The sequence below is a fragment of the Dysgonomonas gadei ATCC BAA-286 genome (assembly GCF_000213555.1).
In the GTDB taxonomy this organism is placed as follows: Bacteria; Bacteroidota; Bacteroidia; order Bacteroidales; family Dysgonomonadaceae; genus Dysgonomonas; species Dysgonomonas gadei.
Genome location: NZ_GL891990.1, coordinates 80,959 through 106,482 on the forward strand (window position 1 = coordinate 80,959; position 25,524 = coordinate 106,482).

Consider the following 25,524-nt stretch of genomic DNA (forward strand, 5'->3'; position numbering starts at 1 on the left):
TTACTATGCTTAACAGAATCATCAAGTATTTTCTCGATAACAGAGTTATAACATTGTTACTACTTGTTATCATCATTGTTTGGGGACTATCTACAGCTCCATTCAACTGGCATGGTGGCGTATTGCCACGCGATCCTGTCCCTGTGGACGCTATTCCTGATATAGGAGAAAATCAGCAAATTGTAGCTACTGAATGGATGGGACGTTCACCAAAGGATATTCAGGAACAAATTACGTATCCGTTATCTACTTCACTGCTGGGAATACCCGGAGTGAAAACCATCCGTAGTACTTCTATGTTCGGTATGTCGTTTATATATATCATTTTTGACGACAACATCGAATTTTATTGGAGTCGTTCCAGAGTATTAGAAAAGCTGAACTCCCTACCTGCGGGAACATTACCAGAAGGGGTACAGCCCAGCTTGGGGCCAGATGCCACTGCTTTAGGACAAATATTCTGGTACACCCTTGAAGGACGTAACCCCGAAACAGGGGAGCCAACCGGCGGATGGAACCCAGATGAGTTACGAACTATTCAGGACTTTTATGCCAAATATTCGATTTCAGCAGCCGAAGGAGTATCCGAAGTAGCATCTATCGGCGGTTTTGTGAAAGAATATCAGGTAGAGATAAATCCTAATGCTATGCGTGCCTTTAATGTTTCCATCATGGATGTGATGAATGCCGTACAAAAGAGCAATCTGGACATAGGTGCGGAAACAGTGGAAATCAATAAGGCTGAATATCTTGTCAGGGGATTGGGGTATATAAAGAATGTTTCCGATCTGGAAGAAGCGGTTATTACTGTCCGCAATGGAGTACCCGTTAAAATTAAAGATGTCGCTTTTGTTAATCTGGGCCCGGCTACCCGTCGTGGAGGTCTGGATAAAGAAGGTGTCGAAGCAGTTGGTGGCGTTGTGGTTGCCCGTTACGGCTCAAACCCGATGCAGGTCATTGACAATGTAAAAGCTAAAATACAAGAAATGGAAGCAGGGCTTCCTCAGAAAACACTGGCGGATGGTACCGTGTCAAAAGTTACTGTTGTACCTTTCTATGACAGGTCTGGACTGATACAGGAAACTATCGGTACACTGGAAACAGCCCTTTCTCATGAGATACTGATCTGTATAATTGTAGTAATAGTATTAGTCTTCAACCTACGGGCATCGGTTGTGATTTCCTCCATGCTCCCTATAACGGTGCTGGCCACCTTTATCATCATGCGTTATACGGGTGTCGAAGCCAATATTGTCGCGCTGTCGGGTATTGCCATCGCTATCGGGGTCATGATTGATGTCGGAGTTGTCTTTGTCGAAAATATAATCCGGCATATGGAGATGCCCGAAAATGAAGGCATTTCCAAAGGGAAAGCCTTTACAAACCTGATACATAAAAGCGTCAGCGAAGTTTCAGGTGCTATCACGACAGCAATGCTTACTACCATTGTGAGCTTCCTGCCTGTCTTCGCCATGCAGGCGCAGGAGGGGAAATTATTCCATCCGTTAGCATTTACAAAAACTTTTGCATTGATATCGGCATTACTACTGGGACTAAGTCTGTTGCCGACACTGGCTTATTATGTATTTTCCATTAAAGTGACTTCTGCCCAGGTACGAAAAATTACTAATATTGTCCTGATAGCTGGAGGTATCCTGTTGTTTGTCTTTACGGGAGTATTGGCAGCCCTGGCTCTCACTTTATTTGGACTGAATAACTTCCTTGCTTACCGATGGACGAATAAGAAGATACCTACTTATATCAATATTGGCATTGCAATTCTGGTAGCTGTCTATTATTTAACAATCGAGTGGCTACCTATCGGCCCGCAGGAAGGATTCTTTTTAAACTTAATATTCGTCCTTGTAGCGATAAGTATAATCTTAGCCTTACTATGGATATTGGTAATTTATTACGAACGCATATTACGTTGGTGCTTGGCACATCGATGGAAGTTTATGCTTATACCATTAGTTACCGTATTCTTCGGTATTATGATATGGTTGGGATTTGATACAACATTCGGTTTTGTGGCTAAAGGTTTTGAAACTGTGGGCTGGAAGAGTTTTAGACAAACTGCTTTCTGGCAGGCTTCAAGTGAACGTTTCCCCGGTATTGGTGAAGAGTTTATGCCAAGTCTGAATGAAGGCTCGTTCCTTTTGATGCCAACGAGTATGCCTCATACGGGTATAGAGCAGAATTTACAATTTATTGAAACACTGGATAAACGCATTTCCAATATTCCCGAAGTGGATCTAACCGTAGGTAAGTGGGGACGTGTCAATTCGGCACTCGACCCTGCTCCAACCCAAATGTTTGAAAACACAATTAACTATCGTAGTGAATATATTCTGGACGAAAATGGACACAGGCAACGATTTAAAGTAAACCGTAATGGTGAGTTCCTTTTAAAAGGTGGAGGCGCTTATAATCCGAAAGATGGTTTTCGCCTGTTACCTGCCGATAGTCTTATCACGGACAGCAAGGGCGATTATTTTCGTCAGTGGCGTCCCCATATCAAAAAAACGGATGATATATGGCAGGAAATCGTAAATGTTTCTCACATGCCGGGACTTACATCCTCGCCTAAACTACAACCGATAGAAGCCCGATTGGTGATGCTTTCGACAGGTATGCGCGCACCGATGGGATTGAAAGTATCAGGGCCCGATCTGGAATCCATTGAGCAAGGAGGAAAAGCATTGGAAGCAGCCTTGAAAGATATTCCGTCTATACTTTCATCTACTGTGTTCTATGACCGTGCCGTCGGAGCACCCTATATTGAAATAAAATTAAACCGTCAGAATATGGCACGTTATGGCATTACCGTGGCTGATTTACAAGATGTAATCAGTGCAGCAGTGGGAGGAATGCCTTTGACCACAACTGTAGAAGGACGTGAACGCTTTCCTGTGCGTTTAAGGTATCCGAGGGAATTGAGGGATAACCCCGAAGAACTGGCTAAACTGATTGTGCCAACAGCAACCGGAGCTCAGATTCCTTTAAAGGAAGTAGCAGATATAGAATATACCAAGGGAGCGCAAATGATCCAGAGTGAAAACACCTTTCTATTAGGCTATGTAATCTTTGACAAAGTAGCCGGAAAAGCCGAAGTAGATGTTGTTAAAGAAGCTGACAAGATACTTAAAGATAAAATAGCGTCCGGACAGTTAGAATTGCCCAAAGGTGTATCTTATAAGTTTGCTGGAAATTATGAACAACAGAAAAGGGCTGCTAACCGACTATTGGTTGTTATACCATTAAGTTTGCTGGCTATCTTGTTGATATTGTATTTTCAGTTTAAGACTGTTACAGCATCATTGATCCACTTTTCCGGGGTAATCGTAGCCTTTGCCGGAGGATTTATCCTGTTGTGGCTTTATGGAGAGCCTTGGTTTATGAACTTCTCTATTGGGGATATGAATATGCGCGACCTGTTCCAAATGCATCAGATAAACCTGAGTATTGCTGTTTGGGTAGGATTTATAGCTTTATTCGGCATCGCTACCAATGATGGGGTGCTGATGGGTACATATATCCATGATACTTTCCTCGAACGCGACCCACATACCAAAGATGAAATCAGAGAGGCTGTAGTTCACGCCGGATTAAGGCGTGTACGCCCTGCCGCTATGACTACGGCAACCGCACTCATCGCATTACTTCCCGTATTGACATCGACAGGTAAGGGAGCGGACATTATGGTTCCGATGGCCATTCCTACTTTCGGAGGGATGCTTATCCAGTCGATGACCATGTTCGTAGTTCCGGTGTTTCAATGCTGGTGGCGTGAATCGGCGATAAAGAAACACGGTAAGATTAAAGAATAAAACAAATCGTATTATGACAACAATAAGAATCAAATATTTAACAATGCTGTTGTTGATGATAATGGGCACCGGTTCAGTTTCAGCACAAACCGCTGATTCACTCAGCCATTACCTCAAAATAGCTGCCTTTAATAACCCCGGAGTTAAAGCGGATTTTATGGTTTATAAGGCATCTCTGCAAAAAATACCACAAGCAGGAGCTTATGCAGATCCCGAACTTGAAATGGGCTTTTTCCTTGAACCGATGGATATTATCGGAGGGAAACAGGTTGCCGAGTTCAAACTGATGCAGATGTTCCCTTGGTTTGGTACAAAGAAAGCGGCACAGACCGAAGCCACCCACATGGCAAAAATGTCGTTTGAGAAATTCCGTGAAACAAGGGATAACCTTTATCTGGAAGTTTATACCCAATGGTATCTACTTTGCAGCTTACAACAAAAACTGATGAACAACAGGGATAACAAAGCCCTGCTGACTCAATTGGAACAACTGGCGTTACGTAAGTTTTCATCGCCATCAGCAGGTTCAGGTTCAGGATATTCAATTTCATCCCCGCCCCCACCAACCAGTACGCCTCCGGCAGGAGGAAGTGGTATGTCATCCATGTCCTCAATGGGAAGTAGTGGTGGCTCTCAGCCAACTGCTCAAAATGCAGGTATGTCTTCGATGGGCAGCTCCGGTGGTGGTATGACATCAGGCATGAGTGGTACAGCTTCCGGCGGTATGTCTGATGTGCTGCGTATCCAGTTGGAAATAGCTGAATTGGATAATAATATAGAGAGCATTCTTTCGGAAATAAAAGCGGAAAAAGCAAAGTTCAACGCTTTACTGAACCGCTCCGCTCTCAGCGAAATACAGATACCCGAAACCTTTGAGCAACTTCCATTCCTATTCGATCCCGAAACTGCTATGACAAAGATCAACGATCAGAACCCTATGTTGAACATGATTACCGAAGAAGGGCTTGCTTACAAAGCTAAAGCAGAAATGGATAAAAAGATGAGTTATCCGATGTTCGGTATAGGTGTGCAATATATGCTTAATAAGAAAACAAGCGATCCGATGTTCGGAATGGGCGATATGAACGGAAAGGATATGATTATGCCAATGGTTTCCGTTAGTATCCCCCTCTATCGTAACAAGTACAAGGCTCAACAGCGTGAAAGTAAATTCTGGTGGCAAGCCAGTAAAGAGAAATATACCAATACGTACAATGTACTGGAGTCGGAATTGTATAAGACAAAACACCTGCTGGATGATGCTTCCCGTAAAATTTCGCTATATAAAAAACAGTCAGACCTTGCTGAAACAACCTATAATTTGGTCGTACAGGAGTTTGTTGTTGGAAAAAGCGATCTAACCAATGTTATACAGGTTCAACGGCAACTGTTGGATTATCAACTCAAAAAAGCCGAGGCAGTCGCAAGTTACAATACAATGGTGGCATCTATTCAAAAACTGATTTCATTTAAGGATACTGAACAAAACGTAAACAGCATATATTATGGAAACGAATAAATTAAAAAAGATTATTAATAATAATTATATCAAGTACGGATTGATACTCATTGCCGGGCTGTTTATCGGCTGGCTGATATTCGGAGCTTCATCCAATAATCAGAATGAATCATCTGAGCATGTTCACGAAGAGGGTGCGGAACAAATTTGGACTTGTGCCATGCACCCTCAGATAAGACAAAACAAACCGGGTAAATGCCCTATTTGCGGTATGGATCTGATACCGTTGAAAACATCCGGTAGCGGAGACGAAGCTGTTGACCCGAGTGCGATTCAACTGTCTAAGGAAGCTGTGGCACTGGCTAATATACAAACAACCGTTATCAGCCGCCAAAATCCAATAAAAGATGTTCAGTTGTATGGTACAATACAAGCTGATGAACGATTGTCTCAATCACAAACATCCCATGTTAGTGGGCGGATTGAAAAACTCTTTATCAACTTCACAGGAGAGAGTGTTAGGCAAGGACAAACGATTGCTACAATTTATTCCCCTGAATTATTAAGTGCGCAGCAGGAATTATTGGAAGCAGCTAAAATGCAATCGGTACAACCTGCCTTAATTCAGGCGGCACGGGAAAAACTGCGCCTGTGGAAATTGACAGATGAACAGATCGCGAGGATAGAGCAATCAGGAAATGTGTCTGCATTGGTAGAAATAAAAGCCAATACCGGCGGTATTGTAGTCAGCAAAAAAGTGAATCAGGGAGATTATATTAATCAGGGAAGTGTACTTTTTGATATTGCTAACCTGTCACAGGTATGGGCTATGTTTGATGCCTATGAAGTAGATCTGCCTTTCCTTAAAGTCGGGGATAAAATTGATTTCACGTTGCAGGCTGTGCCCGGCAAAACATTTTCAGGTCGAATATCCTTTATTGATCCGATATTGGATAGAACGACCCGTACAGCTAAAATTCGGGTAGAAACAGCCAACTCCGGCATGCAATTAAAGCCGGAGATGTATGCTAATGCCATTATCAAAGCTCCGTTGAAACAATTCAACAATGAAATTGTCATACCAAAATCATCTGTGCTCTGGACAGGGAAACGTTCGATTGTCTATGTGAAGCAACCGAATACACAATCTCCGGCATTTATGTTACATGAAATTGAACTCGGCCCGTCACTTGGCGATTCGTATGTAGTGCTTTCGGGTGTGAATGAAGGAGATGAGATTGTGACCAACGGAGCCTTTACCATTGATGCCAGTGCGCAACTCGAAGGAAAACGTAGTATGATGAATGCTGAAGCATCCCGTCCCGTAACAGGGCACGAAGGTCATAATATGTCGGGAAGCTCATCAGGTACAAACCAATCCGAAACATCAACCGGGCATGAAGGACACGATATGTCCTCCATGCAGGGAGATTCAAAACAAAGCATGACTGCCAAAACTGAACATGCTATGATAAATGTGCAGGGACTCTGTGAAATATGCAAAGAACGTATCGAGAAAGCTGCTAAAGGTGTTAGCGGAGTAACATCGGCTTCGTGGGATCAGAAGTCTAAACAACTGCATTTAAACTTTGATCCGGCAAAAACCAATGTGGATGCTATAAGTAAAGCAGTAGCCAAAGTTGGGCATGATACAGACAAGTACAAAGCAGACAAAGCTGTTTATGATGCACTACCGGACTGTTGCAAATACAAGAAATAAACATAACAACCTAAAAAAGGAATATTCACCATTAAAAAATAGAATAAAATGAAGAAGTATATTTTAGTCATCGTATTGGGATTAGGCATCCTGTCTTTTAGTGCCTGTAACTCAAAAAGCGCACCAAGTGACGATACATCCAAAACGGAACCGACAACCCAGTCAGCCCCAGAACATCATCAGGATGAACATGCCATGTTGGGTGTACAAGGACTTTGCGAATTGTGTAAAGAGCGGATAGAAACTGCTGCAAAAGGTGTGGAAGGGGTATCTTCGGCTATGTGGGATATAGAAAAGAAGGAACTACATCTGAACTTCAATCCACATCAGACTAATCTGGATGCAATCAGCAAGGCTATTGCCAAAGCAGGACATGATACGGATAAGGATAAAGCTGATCAGGCAGCATATGATGCATTGCCCGATTGCTGCAAATACAGAAAATAAGAGAAATACGAATAATTAATCAATCAAAATAAAAAAATAAATGAAAAAGATAGTTTTATTTTTAACAGTGATAATATTCTTATCAGCAAACAGCCTGACTGCTAACAATCAGGATAGCCTACAAAAAAAAGATACCATACATGCCAGACATCATCAAAAAGAAAAAAGTGAAATGAAAGAATCTCATGCGATGCTCAAAGTGGAAGGTAAGTGCGATATGTGTAAAAAACGAATTGAGACAGCCGCATTAAATGTGGAAGGTGTGTCTTCGGCTATTTGGGATAAAAAGACGAAAGAATTACATCTTAACTTTGACGAAAAGAAAACATCTATCGAGGCAATAAGTAAGGCCGTTGCCAAAGTGGGACATGATACAGAAAAGGACAAAACAGATAAAAAAACGTATAATGCCCTACCCGACTGTTGCAAATACAGGTAATTCTGTTAGAAATAATTTAAACGGTGAATAAATGACCGGGATAAGTGAGTATTATATTTAAAGGGAATGCTCAATTAGAGCATTCCTCTTATAAAAAGAAGCCAAACATGGAACATACATATATTATAAACGGTATGACTTGTAATCATTTCCGTTCAAGTGTGGAAAAAGCACTGAATGCTATTGAAGGCATTCATGCAACTGTTACTCTTGATCCTCCTATAGCCATCATCAGTATGGATAAACATATATCTACGGAAGTATTGCAGGATGCCTTATCGAAAATTGGCAATTATACTATAGAAATGGCTCAAAATGCTCAAAACGTGTCGCATAATAATCATCAGGATCATACAGAAATGAACAGTATGCACAAAGGACATGACCATAGTGGGCATGGACATCAGAATCACGATCATGCGGGAGGACATATGGCTCATATGGGAAATCTTAAACAGAAATTTTGGATTTCCCTTATCGTAGCAATACCGATTATTCTGTTATCCCCTATGATGGGAATGAAACTACCTTTTAGCCTTTCGTTTGAGGGCTCATATTGGGTAGTACTGTTCTTAGCTTCGTTTCTATATTTTTACGGTGGATGGCCGTTCCTCACTGGAGCTGTAAGTGAACTAAAAGCAAAAAATCCGGCTATGATGACATTGATTTCAATGGGTATCACTGTTTCTTACATATACAGTGTGTACGCCTTTGTTACCAATTACATCCTGCAAGTGCCGGGTCACCGAATGGATTTCTTTTGGGAATTGGCGACACTAATTGTTATTATGTTGCTCGGTCATTGGATAGAAATGAAGGCTGTGGGTAATGCAGGAAACGCATTGCAGAAAATGGCTGAATTGTTGCCTGGAAGTGCACATCTGGTACAACCTGACGGAAGTATTAATGATGTCCCTCTTCAACAAATACAGGAAGGGCAGCATGTAATGGTAAAGGCGGGGGAAAAAGTGCCTGCTGACGGGAAAGTTATATCCGGTGAAACATCTGTTAATGAATCAATGGTAACCGGGGAAGCCAAAGCCATAAAGAAAAGCGAGGGAGCAATCGTAATAGGTGGCTCGGTCAATGGCTCGGGATCAATAGTAGTAGAAGTGACAGGAACAGGTGAATCAGGTTACCTAGCACAAGTGATGAAATTGGTAGGACAAGCCCAACAAGAAAAATCACGAGCGGAATCCATTTCCGATAAAGTAGCCAAAGCACTCTTTTATATAGCATTGATAGTAGGTATCATTGCATTTATCGTTTGGTATATTATCGACAAAGATATTAATATCGCATTGGAAAGGATGGTAACTGTCTTTATCATTGCCTGTCCACACGCTTTAGGCTTGGCTATCCCCCTTGTAGTAGCTCGCTCTACATCTTTAGGTGCAACACATGGTTTACTAATCCGTAACCGCAACGCATTGGAGAAAGCAAAGGATATATCCGTTGTAACCATGGATAAAACAGGCACACTTACTGAAGGTAATTTCCGTGTTTCCGTTGTTAAAAGTCTTTCGGGTAGATGGAGTGATGCTGATATACTAAAAACAATGGCAGCAATGGAAGTACATTCCAATCATCCATTAGCAGTAGGTATATTGGATAAAGCCAAAGAAGATAAATTGGAGATACCAAAGGCCGAAAATGTTGCTCTTATAAGTGGAACAGGCTTATCGGGTACTGTAAGTGGACAGGATGCAAAAATTGTTACTGCTGCATATCTGGATAAAAATGCAGTGTCATATGATAAATCCTTGTTTAATGACTTGGCAGAAAAAGGCAATTCCATAAGTTACCTTTTAATAAATGATGATGTAGCAGGCTTAATAGCACAAGGAGATCAAATTAAACCAGAAGCCAAACAGACAGTAAAAAAACTTCAAAATGAAAAAATTACTCCGGTCATGTTAACAGGAGACAATGAAGCCTCAGCAAAGTCTGTTGGTGGACAGTTGGGAATCAGCGATGTATATGCCTCTCTTTTACCCGAAAATAAAGAGAAGGTCATAACAGAATACCAGCATAAGGGAAAAAACGTTATGATGGTGGGTGACGGAGTGAATGATGCCCCGGCATTGGCACGTGCAGATATCGGTGTGGCAATCGGTGCCGGAACAGATGTGGCGATAGATTCAGCAGACGTGGTATTGGTAAAAAGTAATCCATATGATATCATCCATTTTCTTTCACTTGCAAAAAACACAACAAAAAAAATGGTGCAAAATCTATGGTGGGGGGCAGGGTATAACATTATCGCTATACCATTGGCAGCAGGAATTCTCGCTCCTGTAGGTATTATATTGAGTCCTGCCGTAGGGGCTGTACTAATGTCCGTCAGTACAGTAATAGTTGCAATAAATGCGTTGATGTTACGAATGAAATAAAATCCATTTATTCATACCTGATGGAAATATTAATTGTTTTTATTTGATTCTGTTAAGTGTCACACCGGCATATGAAATAACCTGATAAGTTGTAGTATATATGTCGGTGTGTTTTACCATCATTTTGATGAATTTCCATTGAAGAAACTGAACCAATAATAAGACTATTAAGCGATTGTCTGAATAAAATGAGAAATTGTTTTCTTTCTTTAAACTCTAATGATATTTTTAATGAAAATGTTTTTTAAAGAAATTAAACTTGAGATATTAGATTTCGTGCTCTATTGTAGTTCAATTAGTAACTGATGTTACGCAGGGAAACATTATACCTGTATCTCAGGCCTCACAAAGCACATTGTGTATCTAACGATGGGAAACTAAGATGCCCCTGAGGTATCCATATCGCATGTTCTCTCTTTTTTGCGTAACATCAGTTAGTAATAGAATTCTGTTTTACTATTTGGTCTAAAAAGATGCATATTTATGATTCGATTTACCTCCCATCTAAAAAAAGAAATTGATATAAAGATTGAACAAATAGAATGTTCTGAAATGAGTATGATTACGAAGTCTTTGGATGCTTCCCGCGTACTTGCCAAAGCATTCAACCAATTAAAAGCATTTATTTTATCATACGATTTTAAAGATGAGGAAGAGGAAATTTATTTTTTCAAAGAAACTAAACCTAGATTATGCTCCCGTTTAATATTCTATCGTAAAGTCTATAATATTGAGATGAATCGCCCCATAGGTATAAATAAACAACGGGAATACTTCTGTGATTTATTGAATGATATAAACAAATATAATGGTAAAAGGCTTGATTTTATCCGTTATTACCGATCAGACTCTTCTCATTTAGACGCTATTTATTTTCTGCGGGATAAAACAGACGTGGAGCAATATCTCGAAACATTTTATTATGAATTTGATCCCCAATTTTCGACTAACTGCGATTTTAAGGTAGCGAAGATTTTAGCAAATGATATGCTTTCTGTCTATTTGATGCACGAAGTGGAGTTGTTGGATGATAACGGTATGAAGAGTTGTTCTTTTGGCTTTCCTGCGACTAAAAAGACTTGGATGGGTAGTAAAGCCGAGTTACAGGAGCAAATATTTTCATGGGATAGTGCCGGAATGTTTGGAGACCTACCGTTGACACAACTTTACGATTATATCCAAAATGTATTTAATATCCAGTTAGATAGCAATCTTTCGCGAACTCTTGGTGATTTGAAAATACGGAATACCCCTACACCATTTCTTGACAAGTTAAAAGATGCCCTATTGCGGCGTATGGGTAGAAAAGAATAATACCGAGGTCGGTATGTATGCTTAAACACGCATTATACCGATCTTTTCTGTATTTTCTATTTCTCTTTTTCGGAGAAAATTTACTTATATTCGATTATATATAAGCTACTTACAGAAATATTCAAAAAGAGTAGTACCGACCTCGTTATCAAGTATCAAAAAACGCTCGAACTTTGCATCAAACCAATAAGTTACGAGCATGAAAGTAATAAGTATAGAATCGGAAGCCTATAAAAGTCTACTACAAAAAATTGACCGGATTCATTCTTTTGTACAAAAACAAGAAAAAGAAAATACTATCCTACAACAATCTGATCCATCAGAGGTTTGGCTGAGTGATCAAGATGCTGCTACCATATTACGGGTAAGTAGACGCACTATGCAGCGGTTACGCAGTAACGGAGAAATAACCTATTCAATCAGGGGAGGTAGAGTATGGTATCTGTTGGCAGAAGTGAAACGTCTATTACCGGGACTTGTGGTAAACAACAATAAGAAAGGAGGCAAACCATGAGCGAGAACGAAGGTATAAAAGATTTCATGCAAAAGTGGTTTGAGCAATTCATGGGACGCTTTGACCGATTGGATAAATTTATGGATATAATGAGCGGACGACATAACGTGCTAAACGGCGAACGTCTTTTGGATAATCAAGACTTGTGCCAAATGCTGAACGTAAGTAAACGGACATTGCAGCGTTACCGTTCGGCTGGCGAACTGACCTACATAACCATTCATCACAAGATATTTTATACAGAGAAAAACGTAGAGAAATTTATTCGTGATCATTTCAGAGATAACACTGATGAAGAAATGGTAGAAAAAGAATAAAAAACGACCGCAGAAATTCTACAGTCGTCTTCATTTAGAGTTTCATACCTCTTCTCTCTTCCTTTGGTGGAGAACTACCCACCGATGCAATCACGAACCTGTCTCCCATAACTTCTTTCACTCCCTGCAAAGTATTCGGCATAGGGCCACCTTGATTCACTGTCGATTCTGGACTATTCTGAGCTTGAAGCTGATTCTTTTCAGAAACATTTTCTTGTCCCTCACTTTGCTCGATAGGCTTCAGTGACAACTCTATCCTACGCTCCAAAGCAGTGAGTTCCGTTTTCAAGTCTTTGAGGTCATTCTCTTTCGCCCAGATGCCTTCCACGACCTGTCTGAGAACGGGTACATCCTGCATCCGCTTATCGGTGTCCGTTTGATACTTCTCCAATAGTTTAGGCATACTGTCAAGTGCATTCAGAAAGTTAAGCGAGGCGGTTTTTGGATCTGCCGCCAAACTTCCATAATTATAGTTATAAAGTATCTGCCCCTCGCCACGTATGAAAAATCGGTTTTGTATCAAGTCAAAACCATCTTTATTCGTAGTTTCGGATTTTACCAATAGATCAAAACCATACAACGAGCCGATTTTCTCGTGTGCCCCGTGTGTACGTGCCTTATCCGATATCTCGTTCAATTTCTTGCCGATAGCAACCGGATCGGCAGCTTGAAACCCATCCAATTTTACAGGATTGAGCCGTGTGCCATCGGGAGCAACCTGCACCCTACTATTAAAGGCTTCCACATCTTTGGAGATGCGATCAATATATCCTTTATTGGATTCAACCGTCTGCATGATATTCTCCAACTTGTATCGGCTCACTGATTTGCCACGAGTGAAAGCCTGCTTTTCACTGTCCAAAGCAGCAATCTTCTTCTCAATCCTTGCTTTTTCCAATAATTCGGTGTTACCTGACAGGATAGCTACATATTCAGAAAAATTCATACCGCTTTTCTCATCCATACTACCCTCGTCAATGGTTCGAGTACCCAAATTATTATTTTTAAGCTGTTTGATAAATAACTGCTTGTTGTGCAGTAAACCAAATTTGTACGCATCGAGTGATTTTTCTACGGCATATATTTTTACATCTACCTTATTATCAGCATAGAGTTTCGCTATTTCATTCCCTTTTCTTATAGCCCGTCCGTCGCGTTGCTCCAGATCTGACGGACGCCACGGTGCGTCAAGATGATGAATAGCCACCGCCCGCTTCTGAGCGTTTACGCCTGTTCCCAACATCTCGGTAGAGCCAAATAGTACACGGATTTTACCTTCATTCATATCCTTTATCATAGCTTTTCGTGCCCTCTCGCTGGTGGCTTCCTGAATGAAACGTACCTCGGATGCAGGGATGCCGTAATCCTCTACCAACTTGCGTTTAATCTCGGTATATGGGCTCCATTGTCCCGGTTTGTAGGTTCCCAAATCGGAGAATACGAACTGTGTCCCCTTCTGGGCATTGTATTTTTGGTAGTAGTCTGCTATCGAAGCGGCACAATGGCTGGCTTTGTTATCTATATGGTCGCCATACTTAACCGGATCTATCATCCGCATATCAAGCGACATTTTGCGAGCATAGTCGGTTGCTATCAACATCTTTGCTTTTTCTTCCCGTTCCGATAGCGGTTCCCTTCCTAAGAGAGTGGCATCACCTGTTTTGGCAAATTCCATCAGTTTACCGATAAACTCTTGTTGATCGGGTGTAGGCGGTATATTGTGCAAAATTTCATTCTTTTGAGGACGGTCGATGCCAATATCCTGTGCAGTACGGTAGTCAGTAATCTCAGAATAAAACGAAGCCAGTTCCGGCACTTTGATAAAATAGCGGAAACGTTCTTTCTGAACAATCTGATTGGTAACCGAAAACTCGTAGTCTTTGGTTTTCTTGGCAAAGATAGCCGCCCAAGCATCAAAAGTATTGATACCCTGCCTTTCCAATTCTTTGGGACGCAAATATTTGAATAACAAATACAATTCTGTTAGTGAATTGGAAATTGTAGTTCCCGATGAGTAAGTAGCACCTAAATCTTTGCCTGTACGTTCTTGTATGGTACGCAAAGCAAAAAGCATATTGAGTGCCCGTTGTGAACCTTCGGTATTTCCCAAGCCTGCTACACGATCATGACGGGTGGTAAAAGTCAGATTTTTAAATTTGTGAGATTCATCTACGAACAAATGGTCTATACCGATCATCCGAAAATCTGACATATTATCCTTGCGGTTTTCGATTTGGTGGGCTATTCCTTCCAACTTTGTTTCAAGGTTGGCTTTCCGTTTCTCGCAACCTTTAAGCATCCCTCTTGAAACTTCCTTACCTTGTGAACGCAATACTTCGAGGTTTTCCTCCACGCTATCGAGTTCAGCCTGTAAGATGCCTCGCTGTATCTCCGGGGACTGTGGTATCATACCGAACTGTTCATGTGTTAGAATCACTGCATCCCAATTGTTATTTTTCATTTCGTTGAAAATACGATTGCGGTTCTGTGGTGTAAAATCCTCCTTGCCGGGATAGAGCACTTTTGCATCAGGGTATGCCGTACAAAAGGTTTGAGCGATTTCGTGAATATTGGCTTTCAGTCCTGTGATAAGCGGTTTATTGACTAATCCGAGCCGTTTCATCTCCATTGCTCCGCAGCACATAATCAGCGTTTTGCCACCTCCCACTTCATGGTCGATTATCCCACCACCATTCAATTTAAGCATCCAGATGGCATCTTTCTGGCTCTTGTATAAGTCGGGAATGCCTAAACCTTTCAGGTCGAGTCCGGCAAAAGTTTGATGCGAGCCGTCATATTCGGGACGTACAAAACAATTGAATGTGCGGTTATAGAGGTCGGCCAGCCTGTCTTTAAATTCGGGAGTCTGCTCTCTGAGCCATTCCGAAAAGCCGTTACGCATCTCATCTATTTTGGTATTGGCAAGCTGAATCGCTTCTCCGTCCCGTACCTTTGTCTCCTTGCCATCTACTCTGACCGTTTTTGTAATATCGGGAGTTGTATCGTGCAAGGCATGACGCATCAGGGCAATACCATCAAAGGTGCGGCTTTCTCCCTTGACGGCATACTGATCACTGATCTTTGCATTTTTAGTATTGGCATTTATGCTGAACTCATCTCGGCTCTGTGCATAATGGATATTTACATTCGTATCAAAGAGGTGTGAAGCAAAAGCGGCATAGATGCCCGAAGGTATCCAGCGTTCACCAAAGTTGAAATCCAGATCGTCGAAGGCTATCGGCTTAGGTATGGCTTCCTGTAAAACGGTCAGGGATTCTTTGGCTGCTTTATGTTCAGGATTGCGGTCAATAAAGTTCTGCACCTCATCTGCCTTTGAGATAACATTGCCCGATATAAACTTGTCCGCTACTTCATAGCCTCCAACAAGAGGATTGAAGTAAATCTTACCTTTTAACTCGTCAAGTATTCCCTCTTGCGTATTGCTTGTTAGAGAAACCATGTAGTCCAAATTGACTGCTCCGTATTTATTGAGACTGGATACAAGAGCTTCGTATGCATTATCTACTTTGGAAATCTCATCGGGATTGAAAGCTACGGGACGTTCAAAGATATCAGCCTTTATCGCTTTGCCCTCTCGGTAGCGTTCTAACGAAAGTATTTCCCGCCCTGCGGCATCCATCTTGATGAGGTCGAGATTCTTTACATCGTTCAGGTTTCCGAATTTTTGTGTAAAATCATCATACAGGCGATTGAGCATCTGCCGTAATGCGGGATTCTCTTTCAGTATATCGGCTTCGTTGTTATACAGATGGTTGTAAGTGTCGCGTATCTCAATATAAAGTGATGCCCGTTTTTGTTGATTTGGTGGCAATTCCAACGGATGAAACATAGGTCGATGTCCGTCCATATCCCGTAGGTAGCCGATGCGATTATCTGCATCAGTTACCAACGAGCCGTCACGATAATGTTTCGGCAATCCGTTTTCAGGTATGGGCATCGGAATGGGCTTCAGTCGTTCCGCTCTTTCATTTTCCAACCGATCTGCACGTTGTTCTGGCGTTTCTGTTGGTGTACTTGCTGCCGGACTTTTAGGTTGTACTTCCTTTTGCTGGCTGGCTTTAGGCGGTGATATAGGCATACGGCGACGGGAACGCTTGGGCTGTTTAATCTGTGAACGTTCCTCGGCTGAAAAACCAAACAAATCGTACAAAGTAACAATAGGCTGTTGCTGAATGTCGGGTACGGATACGTCCTTTTGCTCTATTACTTCTCCCGTATTCGTATTTACAAACAATCCGCTGGCTTGATCCTTGATGATTGTATCTTTTTTCTCTGTTGTTGCAGGTACAACTTTCTGCTCTTCTTTTGGTTGGTCAATGCGTGGCTCCACAGTTACTTTTCTCCCCTGCTCGAACAGTTCTGCCCATGCTTTGTGATTTCTGGCTTCTCCAAACGGATAAAAAAGGACTAAATCTTCTTCAATAGGTTCATAAGCCGATTTGGGACTTAATTCCACCATATCCGAAACAGATATTTCCTGTATGCTTTTTGGCTCTTGGATTTGTTTTGTTGTTTCGGATTGTTGTACTGTCGGCTGTGTCAGAAAATCCTCCACTTCTTGCCAAAATGGGTTAAGATCATCGGGAAAACGAGTTTCATCTAAATTGGGTGTTTGTCTTATTTCCGCAGTGGGAGCTACCTGTAATTGCAATTGTTCTACTGTACTCTGTGCATGGCTTTGATAATGCTGTACATCTAAATGTTGAGTAAAATCTTCATTCAGCATCCGATACAATGTGGCGGCAATGGCTTCCGCTCCTCCCGAATGAGTAAATTCCATTGCAGGTTTTCCGTAAGGGTCAGTACCTACTTTTACATCGGTCTGTATCACCCTGTCGAAGTCTTTGAACAGATTATTTACAGATATACCGTTCGATAATTTGCGAGATTCGATAAAATCCTGCTGCCTTTGGGTCGGCAGGATATTATCATTCTTACGTTGCAGGATAATCAGATCGCTTCCGACTTCTGTTCCTGCTTCCTCTGTAAACAAGTTATTGGGTAATCGGATGGCGGAAACGACATTGCAACTATTCATCAGGTGTTCACGAATCGGTTTATTCTGCTCCGAATTAAGAACTCCCTGTGAAGTGATAAAAGCTATCAATCCTCCCTCACGGGCAGCCATCACACTTTTAGTGAAAAAATAATTATGGATTGCCTTTGTAGATTGGCTCACTGCGGGTATCTCATGTTTGGATAGTAAAGGATCAAATACAGCAACATCGCCGAAAGGAATGTTCGAAGCGATTACATCATAATGCTGCGAGTATCGTCCTTCCATTTTTTCGTAACCTTCAATCCGTATTTTATCCTCTGGGTGGAGGTGTGAGAGAATCTTGCCTGTCAGCAGATCTTTTTCAAATCCTGTTACTTCTGCATCAGGAACAGTTTCTTTGAACGAGGATATAAACGCTCCGGTTCCCGCACTCGGTTCAAGAAAACGTTGAGGTTTGATGCCACTGTTATTCAGAGCGAGTGTCAAAGCATCAATAACGGGCTTGGGTGTATAGAAAGCGGTCAGCACCGAATTTTTAAGGGAGCTTACAGAGCGTTTGTATTCGGCATCATCTTTCGCTCCTTCCCGTAACACTTGATGTAATTCGGTTACAAGTGGGAACAAATCATGCTCCGAGGCTTTCCAATATTGTATATCTTCCTGTTTGGCGGCGGGATTCAACACGGCTTTTATCCCTCCAAAACCGGAATAGGCTGCCAATTTTATTTTTTCATCATCGGTAGCCTGCCTTTTCTCTTTATCGAGAGCAAAAGCAATGCGTATTGCCTCGATGTTATCCCGAAGATGGGCTTTTTTATTATAAGCCATTTTCGAGAAGTATTTGTATTTCACCAGTCAGTTCCGTGTAAAACTGATTGTACTCAGGTGTATCGGCGAAATCATCAGACAAGCTGTATTTCTGAATTGTACCCGTAAGGCAGGGTAATAGCTCCATTGCTATGCCTTCGGCTTGTGAGGGAGGTATTTCTTCGGAAAATTCTTCCCAAAGGATAGTTACAAGGGTTCGGTAGGTGGAGAAATATAAGCCTTCGTATAAGACCTTTGAAGAGGCTTCTTCTGCATAGTCATGGGTATGACCTGCTTTTATAGCTTGGCTATACGTCTCTGCTGCGGCATCACCACGTACAGCAATAAAGTTGTGGTCAGTTGCTTTGTCGGGATGTGTATCACGTAGATAAGATAATAGGGATAGTCGGAAATAAGACAGTTCTGTAACTGTCGTTTTAGTTTTTGTCGCCATATCATTGATTTTTTAGTGGTGAGAAATAGGATGGAAAAAAAAGGCATCCAGAGCCTTGCCCCGGATGCCACCACTAAAAAATCAATGTTAAACGACTATTCCGAATCGTAGAACAAAGACCTTTCAGTGGTAAAGATAGTGATTTTACTTAGAACGTTTCTTTTTGCCGTCACCTTTGCGTGGTGGAAATTCAAAGACTGTTTTGTAGTCCACATCAAATTTTACGATGGCATCAAAGGTACTTCCGGTCTTAGAGCTTACGAAACCTTTTATTAGTGCGGTTTTTCCGTTCATCAAAAGATCATTGAGTTGTCCGTCCGTCAATTCTTTTTTGGCAATGGAGCGGAATACGATCAGTCCACAACTTTCATCTTTACATTTTACCACTTTGGGATAAAATACCATCTGTCCGTTTTTACATTTTGGGCAAGGACAAGTATTGTGATTATCCGTGCGTTCAATGGTGGTAGAAAGCAGCTCCGTAGTTATCTGCGAGGCATAGACTTCTATTCCCTTGTGAAATGTAGCCGCATCCATCTTGCCTAAAGCAATTTTATTGAGGGCTTCCTCCCATTGACCTGTCATCGCTACATCGGCTATCTTTTTGTCCTTTACTGCCAGATAGACTACCAATCCTTTGTTGGTCGGAACAAGAGACTTTTTCTCTCTGACGATGTACTCACGGGAAAATAGTGTTTCGATAATGGATGCACGGGTGGCAGGTGTTCCGATACCGCATTCCTTCATCGCTTCACGTTGCTGTTCGTCCTCTACTTCTTTGCCTGCGGATTCCATCGAACTAAGCAAACTTGCCTCCGTATGCAATGGACGGGGTTTGGTCTGCTTTTCTTGAATCTCGCAATCACGAACAGAAAGATTATCTCCCTCCAGAAGAACAGGTAAAGTGGTGGAATCCTCTTCATCGTTTGGCTCGTCTTTAGCATCAAATACCGCCCTCCAGCCGGGGACGAGTGTAACGCTTCCTTTGCAGGAAAAGTGTACGCCATCGGCATCAAGTGATACGGTGGTGTTCTCTTTGATGCAACGTTCGCCAAAGGCTTCGAGCATACGTCCGGCAACCATATCGTAGATAAGCTGTTCGTCTTTGGATAAATTACTTGCTGATTCTTCTGTAATAATCAGCGCATGGTGGTCGGTCACTTTCTTATCGTCCACCGAACGGGTATTGAGCGTAGTGTCGAATCTGCCGTCTATGTATTTTCCGAAAAGAGAGTGTGCCCGCAGCGTAGCGATCAGGTGCGGTATTTCCTCCAGCACATCCTCGGAAATATAACGGCTGCCCGTTCGGGGATAGGAAATTTTCTTCGCTTCATACAGATTTTGTGCTATCGTCAGCGTCTTATCTGCCGAAAAACCATGCTCGCTGTTGGCTTCCTTTTGAAGTGTGGTAAGGTCGTACAGCAAAGGTGGTTCCTGCTTGACCTCCTTACGTTCTACGGCTGTAACCTGTATAGCTCCTGCGGCTTTTACCTTTGCCGTAACTTCTTCGGTACGAGTTCGGGTGTCGAATTTATCTACCGAATGAACGGAAAAAGTAGTAGCTTCTTTTTCTGTTTGTAATTTCAGCCGAAAATAGGTCTGTGGTTTGAAGTCTTTATTTTCCAGATAACGACTACAAATAATCGCCAGTGTTGGGGTTTGTACCCTGCCAAGTGACCAAACGCCATACCCTGCCGAGATAGAAAGAGCCTGACTACTATTGATCCCTACGAGCCAATCAGCAGTACTGCGGGCTTTCGCTGAAGCATACAGATTGTCGTATTCTGCTCCGAGGCGAAGTGTTTTAAAGCCGTCTTTGATGGCTCGGTCTGTTAGCGAACTGATCCATAATCGCTGAAATGGGACAGTACAACACAGATAATCATAGATATATCGGAAAATCAATTCGCCCTCGCGTCCGGCATCGGCACAATTTATGATCTCATCTGCCTTAGAGAATAGCTCCTTGATTACTTTGAGTTGTTCCATCACACCGGGATCGTTCTTGTACTCCTTACCCTCTTTAACTTGTCGGGGCAATAGTTTAAATTCTTTTGGGAGTATCGGCAGGTTCTCTTTCTGAAATCCTGTGATACCATAATGTTCCGGCATGGCGAGTCCGACCAAATGCCCGAAAGCCCATGTAACGGCATATCCGTTACCTTCCATATAGCCCTCTTTTTTATTATTTGCTCCAACTATGGCTGCTATACTTTTTGCCACAGAGGGTTTTTCTGCTATTATTATTTTCATTTTAACATTGATTTTTTAGTGGTTGATGATAAAAACTACATTTTTCGCCCTTTACTTTTCTTGGGAGCGGCAGGAGATTGTTTTTGTTCCTGTTGCTGTTTTTGCTCCTTCTTTTCGACTTGTTTGACGGTGGGTTGTGTCTGTCCTTGTTTTAGCGGCTCTTTGGAATGTTTGGTCGCTTCGTTGGTCTTACCTTCGTTATTTACAGCCACTTGTGTTCTGCTTTCAGCAGCAGGAGTAACTTTCTGAGAATCCTTAGCCGCTTGCTTCGCTTCGATTGCTCGTACTTGATCGGGATGCTTAGAGGTATGGCGGACTTTATCTCTGTTTTCGTCAACCCATACCCATGCATTATATTTCTGTCCTTTCTGATCGGTAGCTTCTACCTTTTGTGCACCTGAAGCATCTGTTTGTTGTTGCTTCGGACGGGATTGCATACCCTCAACAAAGATTGGTTCTTTATTACACAGCTTGGTAAACTCTTCTTTACTAAGCTGTACGCCACCTTGCTTAGAATAAATCCATACCTCATCAACTTTACGGGCTTTGGGTAATGGCTTTTCCTGTGCTTGTCCCTGTTTGGCTTGTCGCTGCTCCTTATGCTGTTGCCGTTGTTCGTCACTGAACTTAAAATCGAAGTTTTTATTGACTGCATTGAACTGCACAAAACGATCTATCTTCTGTGGTTCTTCTCCGGGCTTCACTTTTTTATCCATGCCCTCAACCCATACAGCTTTACCCTCTCTCAATCCTTGTTGCTGTTCAGGAGAAAGAGGAGCATTCTTCAAGGTCTGCGGGATATTGATTTCAGAGATAGGGACAGCTTCGAGTCGATTCGTCATTTTGTCGAGAGATACAAGCGAGGGGATTTTCTCACCTCCGGCTACGGGTTCAAGTTCGTAGACTCGTGCTCCGTGCCCTGTTTTTTGGAGTTGCTCTTTGTCCTGCTCGGAAAAAGCTATTCCCATGAATGGTTTGTCAAAATCGGGTTGTTCCTGCTTGGGATGGGTTACCAACTTGATACTTCCATCCGCCTGTGGTTCTAATGATAAACGAGCTTGCATCGGGAACTCATTGCCGTCAATAGTAGGTTTGATATCGACCAATCCCGGAGACTTGTGTCCGTAAACCATCGCTTTGAGGGCATCCTGCAATTTGTCACCCGAAAGTCCCAACTTCTCAGTCTCTTTCCAATTGAGTTTGTTGAGGTCTAAAGGCTGAAACTTACCTGTAAGCTCAATATGTATCTTTACCTTACCATCAAATTTAAGGCGATACGGATCGAGGGCTTTGTCGGTGTGGTCGATACGGATAAGTTTGTCGAGAAAAGCCGCTATTTTATCTATGGCTGACACCCCGACGGCATACACACCCGTATGTGACGGGTGATTGAACTGTGCCGACATCTTCTTGAAGAAATTTTCCAGAAAGTTACTGTTGGTATCGACCTTCAAAAATTGGTCGGCATTCTCTTTGGTGGGTTCAACGGTTTTGAGTTTACCGTCCTGCTCCCCTGTGATGACTTTGAGTTTGCCATCTTCGCCTTGGGTCAATAAGACTTTAGGCTCTTCGGATTTTACTTTGTTTTGATCCATAATAAATGATATTTTTATTCTGCATTAACATTAATGCAAAGCGAAAATACATCTTACTAATGGACTGATTGCAAGGTTTTAAAGAGGTGGATGCTTGTGTCTGTGCTTGTCTATGGATGGTTTTAGAAAGGTTCTTATTTATCGACCTGTTTCATTATCTAAATAGCGAAAGAACTGTATATTTGTAATTGTTATTTTTAGGATATCATTAAAAGAAGTTGTAGCAGATTTAGAGAAAGAGAACGAAGATGATTTATGATAATTATTATCTTTGCCCCGAATAAAAAATAAAAAACAATGAAAAATTTAGTAGAAAACATCAACTCCCTAATTGCAGACTTCCAAAAAGATGCATCGTTACAAGTAGAAAGCGGAAACAAAGCAGCAGGAACTCGTGCCAGAAAAACATCTTTAGCAATAGAAAAAGCATTGAAAGAATTTCGTAAAGCATCTATTGAAGCTGCAAAATAAGATTCTATATTTAAGGAATATAAAAAGCCGAATAATATTTTCAATTATCCGGCTTTCTTATTTTTGATAAAACCTATTCTTCTTTCGGCAGGAGATGGCAAAGGTCGGGATCGTCCTTGATACGTTGCAATTCCTCAACTACAATCTGTTTAGCTTCGGCTTTGATGCGATCATAGTTTTCCTTTATCATTTCCTTCATTCGGTCTACACCATTCTCATCTACAAAGTTGGTGATAACAGGTATCTTCTTGTATTCCTTTGTTTCGGCTGAAACCCGCTCGTTATCTACCACAATTTCGCAGTGAAAAATCTTTTGCTCTATCCGCTCGTCGAAGTTATCCGCTATCGCACCCACAAACATACCCTGTGTCAGATTGGATATTTTGGATGCTGGTATCAAGCTATCCATTTGGGTAGAAATGGAAGTCGATTTATCGTTGCGGTTGATGGTCATAGACTGGCGTTTCTGTAATACTTTTCCGAATCGGTCAGACAAGGTTTTTGCTGTATCTCCGACCACCTGCCCCGAAAATATATTACCTACTGTGTTCATTACTACGGCAGCTTCTTTGTCTCCATAGTCACGCTTTAGCTGCGAAAAGTCCTGAAAACCTAACAAGACAGCAACCTTGTTACTTCGGGCAGTGGCTATCAAGTTATCCAATCCTTTGAAATAAATTGTCGGTAACTCATCAATGATAACCGATGATTTGAGTTGCCCCTTCTTATTTATGAGTTTCACAATACGACTATTATACAATCCAAGTGCCGCTCCATAGATGTTTTGTCTGTCAGGATTGTTACCTACTACCAATATTTTCGGGTCATCGGGATTGTTGATATCTAAGGTAAATTCATCGCCCGACATCACCCAATATAATTGCGGGCTAATCATACGAGAAAGAGGTATTTTAGCACTCGCAATCTGCCCCTGAAGCTGGTCAGCAGCTCCAGATTTCCACGCATCCATAAAGGGAGAAAGGTAGTTTTCGAGGTCTGGGTACGAAGTCAGAATCGGAAAAATATCTTCATAACTTTTGTTCAAAAATTCTATGGCATGAGGAAAAGTACAGTATTTACCATCCTTGTAGATTCGCAAATACCATATAATGGCAGCAAAAAGGATAATCGGAGATTCTACAAAGAAGTCTCCTTGTTTTTGCACCCACGTCCGGTTCAAATTTAACATTATGGTGTATGCACTCTCATAAGCATCTGAAATATCATCCATAAATGACGGGTTAATTGGATTGCAACGGTGGCTACGACTTGGATCATCAAAGTTTATCACATAAAAGGTCGGTACTTTCTTATAACCTTCTCTATTGTTTAACAGATGGTTATAAGCAATAGTCGAAAGGTCTGGAAACTTGAAATCGTAAATATAGCCCGTATAGCCTTTCTCAATCTGCTGTTTGATGAACTGATTTACAACGGCGTATGACTTACCCGAACCAGGAGTACCCAACACAATAGCCGCACGAAACGGGTTTACTACGTTTATCCAACCTTTCCACTGCTTTTTTTGTACCAAAACTTTGTGGGCAGGTTTATCGAATAATCATTTACCATCAACTTGGTTTCCTGCATAAACGATTCGTTTTCGTTATTGAACGGATCGTCCATCAGATTGTTTTTGAGTAAGCGACTCATCCATGTACCCGCCATCAAAAGCAATATATATCCTACTGCAATGGTAAAAATATAAAAGCCTGCATTGGCTATTTTGGGAAGAGGCAGATAAAGAAGCCACCAGTTCAGAAAGAAAAATACAAAACCAAAAATAAGACATGCATAGATATGATTCCATGTAATCTTTTCCTCCTTCACTCCCTTTGTCCCCAAACAGGACAGGGCAAGGAATACCACGGCAAAGATTTTCGTCCACAATATAGAATTGAACAAACCTGCGGTACGGTTAAAATTCATTAGAATTTTATCTACTACCCCGATATTAATTCCCCACTCGTGTATTGCCTGATAACAGAACCAATAAATATTCATCAGAACGAACAAAATACTGATCGCCCTCATAAACTCCATGACTTTAGCAAGTCCTCTTAAATCATCCTCATTTCCCATTTTAAATCCAAATTTTTTAATGATTAATTTTTATTTTTTATCTTTATGTCAGGATGTTAAGAGGAAACAGGCACTGCTGGGGAGCAACCTGTCAGCAATAAACATCCTGACGATATGCAGTAATGCTATTGGGGGAGATGGATTTTCTATCTCCCTTTTCAGTATTACTGATATTGTCTATATGGCTCGAAAAACCCAATCTTTAATCCTATAGTAAACAGACTTCCCACAGCAGACTTCCAATAGTTTGGGAGCTGCAAATCCCTGTATTAGTTTACATAGGCGAGAGTCACAGATTTTGCAAAGCAGACTTTAAAGCTGCACGAGGACGATAGTGTTATCTCTCATGTGAAAAGCTGTTTACATTATAGGATCGTATATTTTCAGACGACGCAGTTGACATATTCTT

General features: G+C 41.6%; 14 protein-coding genes and 1 pseudogene. 10 read left to right on the forward strand and 5 right to left on the reverse strand.

Annotated elements, in window-relative coordinates; all coding sequences use genetic code 11:
- Positions 1–5: 5 nt before the first annotated feature.
- The 9 genes from HMPREF9455_RS18185 to HMPREF9455_RS18225 all read left to right on the forward strand — a co-directional run bounded on the left by HMPREF9455_RS18185 (position 6) and on the right by HMPREF9455_RS18225 (position 12,433).
- The gene (locus tag HMPREF9455_RS18185) at positions 6–3,830 is read left to right on the forward strand and encodes an efflux RND transporter permease subunit (protein ID WP_006801212.1); all 3,825 of its coding nucleotides are present in this window, start codon (positions 6–8) and stop codon (positions 3,828–3,830) included.
- Positions 3,831–3,843: 13 nt separating this feature from the next.
- The gene (locus HMPREF9455_RS18190; RefSeq protein ID WP_006801213.1) at positions 3,844–5,349 is read left to right on the forward strand and encodes a TolC family protein; all 1,506 of its coding nucleotides are present in this window, start codon (positions 3,844–3,846) and stop codon (positions 5,347–5,349) included.
- Positions 5,336–7,009, forward strand: coding sequence for an efflux RND transporter periplasmic adaptor subunit (locus HMPREF9455_RS18195; protein WP_006801214.1), 1,674 nt, complete (start codon positions 5,336–5,338; stop codon positions 7,007–7,009). The genes HMPREF9455_RS18190 and HMPREF9455_RS18195 overlap by 14 nt, the downstream gene beginning before the upstream one ends.
- Positions 7,010–7,057: 48 nt before the next feature.
- The gene (locus tag HMPREF9455_RS18200; protein WP_006801215.1) at positions 7,058–7,456 is read left to right on the forward strand and encodes a heavy-metal-associated domain-containing protein; all 399 of its coding nucleotides are present in this window, start codon (positions 7,058–7,060) and stop codon (positions 7,454–7,456) included.
- Between the two features lie 40 nt (positions 7,457–7,496).
- A complete protein-coding gene (locus HMPREF9455_RS18205) occupies positions 7,497–7,895 on the forward strand; it encodes a heavy-metal-associated domain-containing protein (RefSeq protein ID WP_006801216.1) in 399 nt (132 codons plus the stop codon).
- 107 nt (positions 7,896–8,002) lie between these two features.
- A complete protein-coding gene (locus HMPREF9455_RS18210; protein ID WP_006801217.1) occupies positions 8,003–10,288 on the forward strand; it encodes a copper-translocating P-type ATPase in 2,286 nt (761 codons plus the stop codon).
- A gap of 483 nt (positions 10,289–10,771) precedes the next feature.
- Positions 10,772–11,602: an RteC domain-containing protein gene (locus HMPREF9455_RS18215; protein ID WP_006801218.1), complete on the forward strand. Its 831-nt coding sequence runs from the start codon at positions 10,772–10,774 to the stop codon at positions 11,600–11,602.
- Positions 11,603–11,801: 199 nt separating this feature from the next.
- Positions 11,802–12,116 carry a helix-turn-helix domain-containing protein gene (locus HMPREF9455_RS18220; RefSeq protein WP_006801219.1) on the forward strand — a complete coding sequence of 105 codons (315 nt, stop codon included), beginning with the start codon at positions 11,802–11,804 and terminating at the stop codon, positions 12,114–12,116.
- On the forward strand, positions 12,113–12,433 hold the full coding sequence (locus HMPREF9455_RS18225; RefSeq protein WP_006801220.1) for a helix-turn-helix domain-containing protein: 321 nt from the start codon (positions 12,113–12,115) through the stop codon (positions 12,431–12,433). The genes HMPREF9455_RS18220 and HMPREF9455_RS18225 overlap by 4 nt, the downstream gene beginning before the upstream one ends.
- A gap of 34 nt (positions 12,434–12,467) precedes the next feature.
- Here the strand turns inward: HMPREF9455_RS18225 and HMPREF9455_RS18230 are convergent, their stop codons facing one another.
- The 4 genes from HMPREF9455_RS18230 to HMPREF9455_RS18245 form a co-directional block, all read right to left on the reverse strand.
- Positions 12,468–18,281 carry an N-6 DNA methylase gene (locus tag HMPREF9455_RS18230; protein ID WP_006801221.1) on the reverse strand — a complete coding sequence of 1,938 codons (5,814 nt, stop codon included), beginning with the start codon at positions 18,279–18,281 and terminating at the stop codon, positions 12,468–12,470.
- Complete coding sequence (locus tag HMPREF9455_RS18235) at positions 18,271–18,714, reverse strand: DUF1896 family protein (RefSeq protein WP_006801222.1); 444 nt, start codon at positions 18,712–18,714, stop codon at positions 18,271–18,273. Before HMPREF9455_RS18235 ends, HMPREF9455_RS18230 begins: the two co-directional genes overlap by 11 nt.
- 144 nt (positions 18,715–18,858) lie before the next feature.
- Positions 18,859–20,967, reverse strand: coding sequence for a type IA DNA topoisomerase (locus HMPREF9455_RS18240; RefSeq protein WP_006801223.1), 2,109 nt, complete (start codon positions 20,965–20,967; stop codon positions 18,859–18,861).
- 35 nt (positions 20,968–21,002) lie between these two features.
- Positions 21,003–22,562, reverse strand: coding sequence for a DUF3945 domain-containing protein (locus tag HMPREF9455_RS18245; RefSeq protein ID WP_006801224.1), 1,560 nt, complete (start codon positions 22,560–22,562; stop codon positions 21,003–21,005).
- A 297-nt stretch (positions 22,563–22,859) separates the two neighbouring features.
- Between HMPREF9455_RS18245 and HMPREF9455_RS18250 the strand changes: the two genes are divergently transcribed.
- Positions 22,860–23,033: a histone H1 gene (locus tag HMPREF9455_RS18250; RefSeq protein WP_006801225.1), complete on the forward strand. Its 174-nt coding sequence runs from the start codon at positions 22,860–22,862 to the stop codon at positions 23,031–23,033.
- A gap of 73 nt (positions 23,034–23,106) precedes the next feature.
- On the opposite strand, the pseudogene mobC reads toward HMPREF9455_RS18250, so the two are convergent.
- Positions 23,107–25,115 (reverse strand): annotated as a pseudogene (mobC, locus tag HMPREF9455_RS18255) (conjugal transfer protein MobC).
- Positions 25,116–25,524 lie beyond the last annotated feature (409 nt).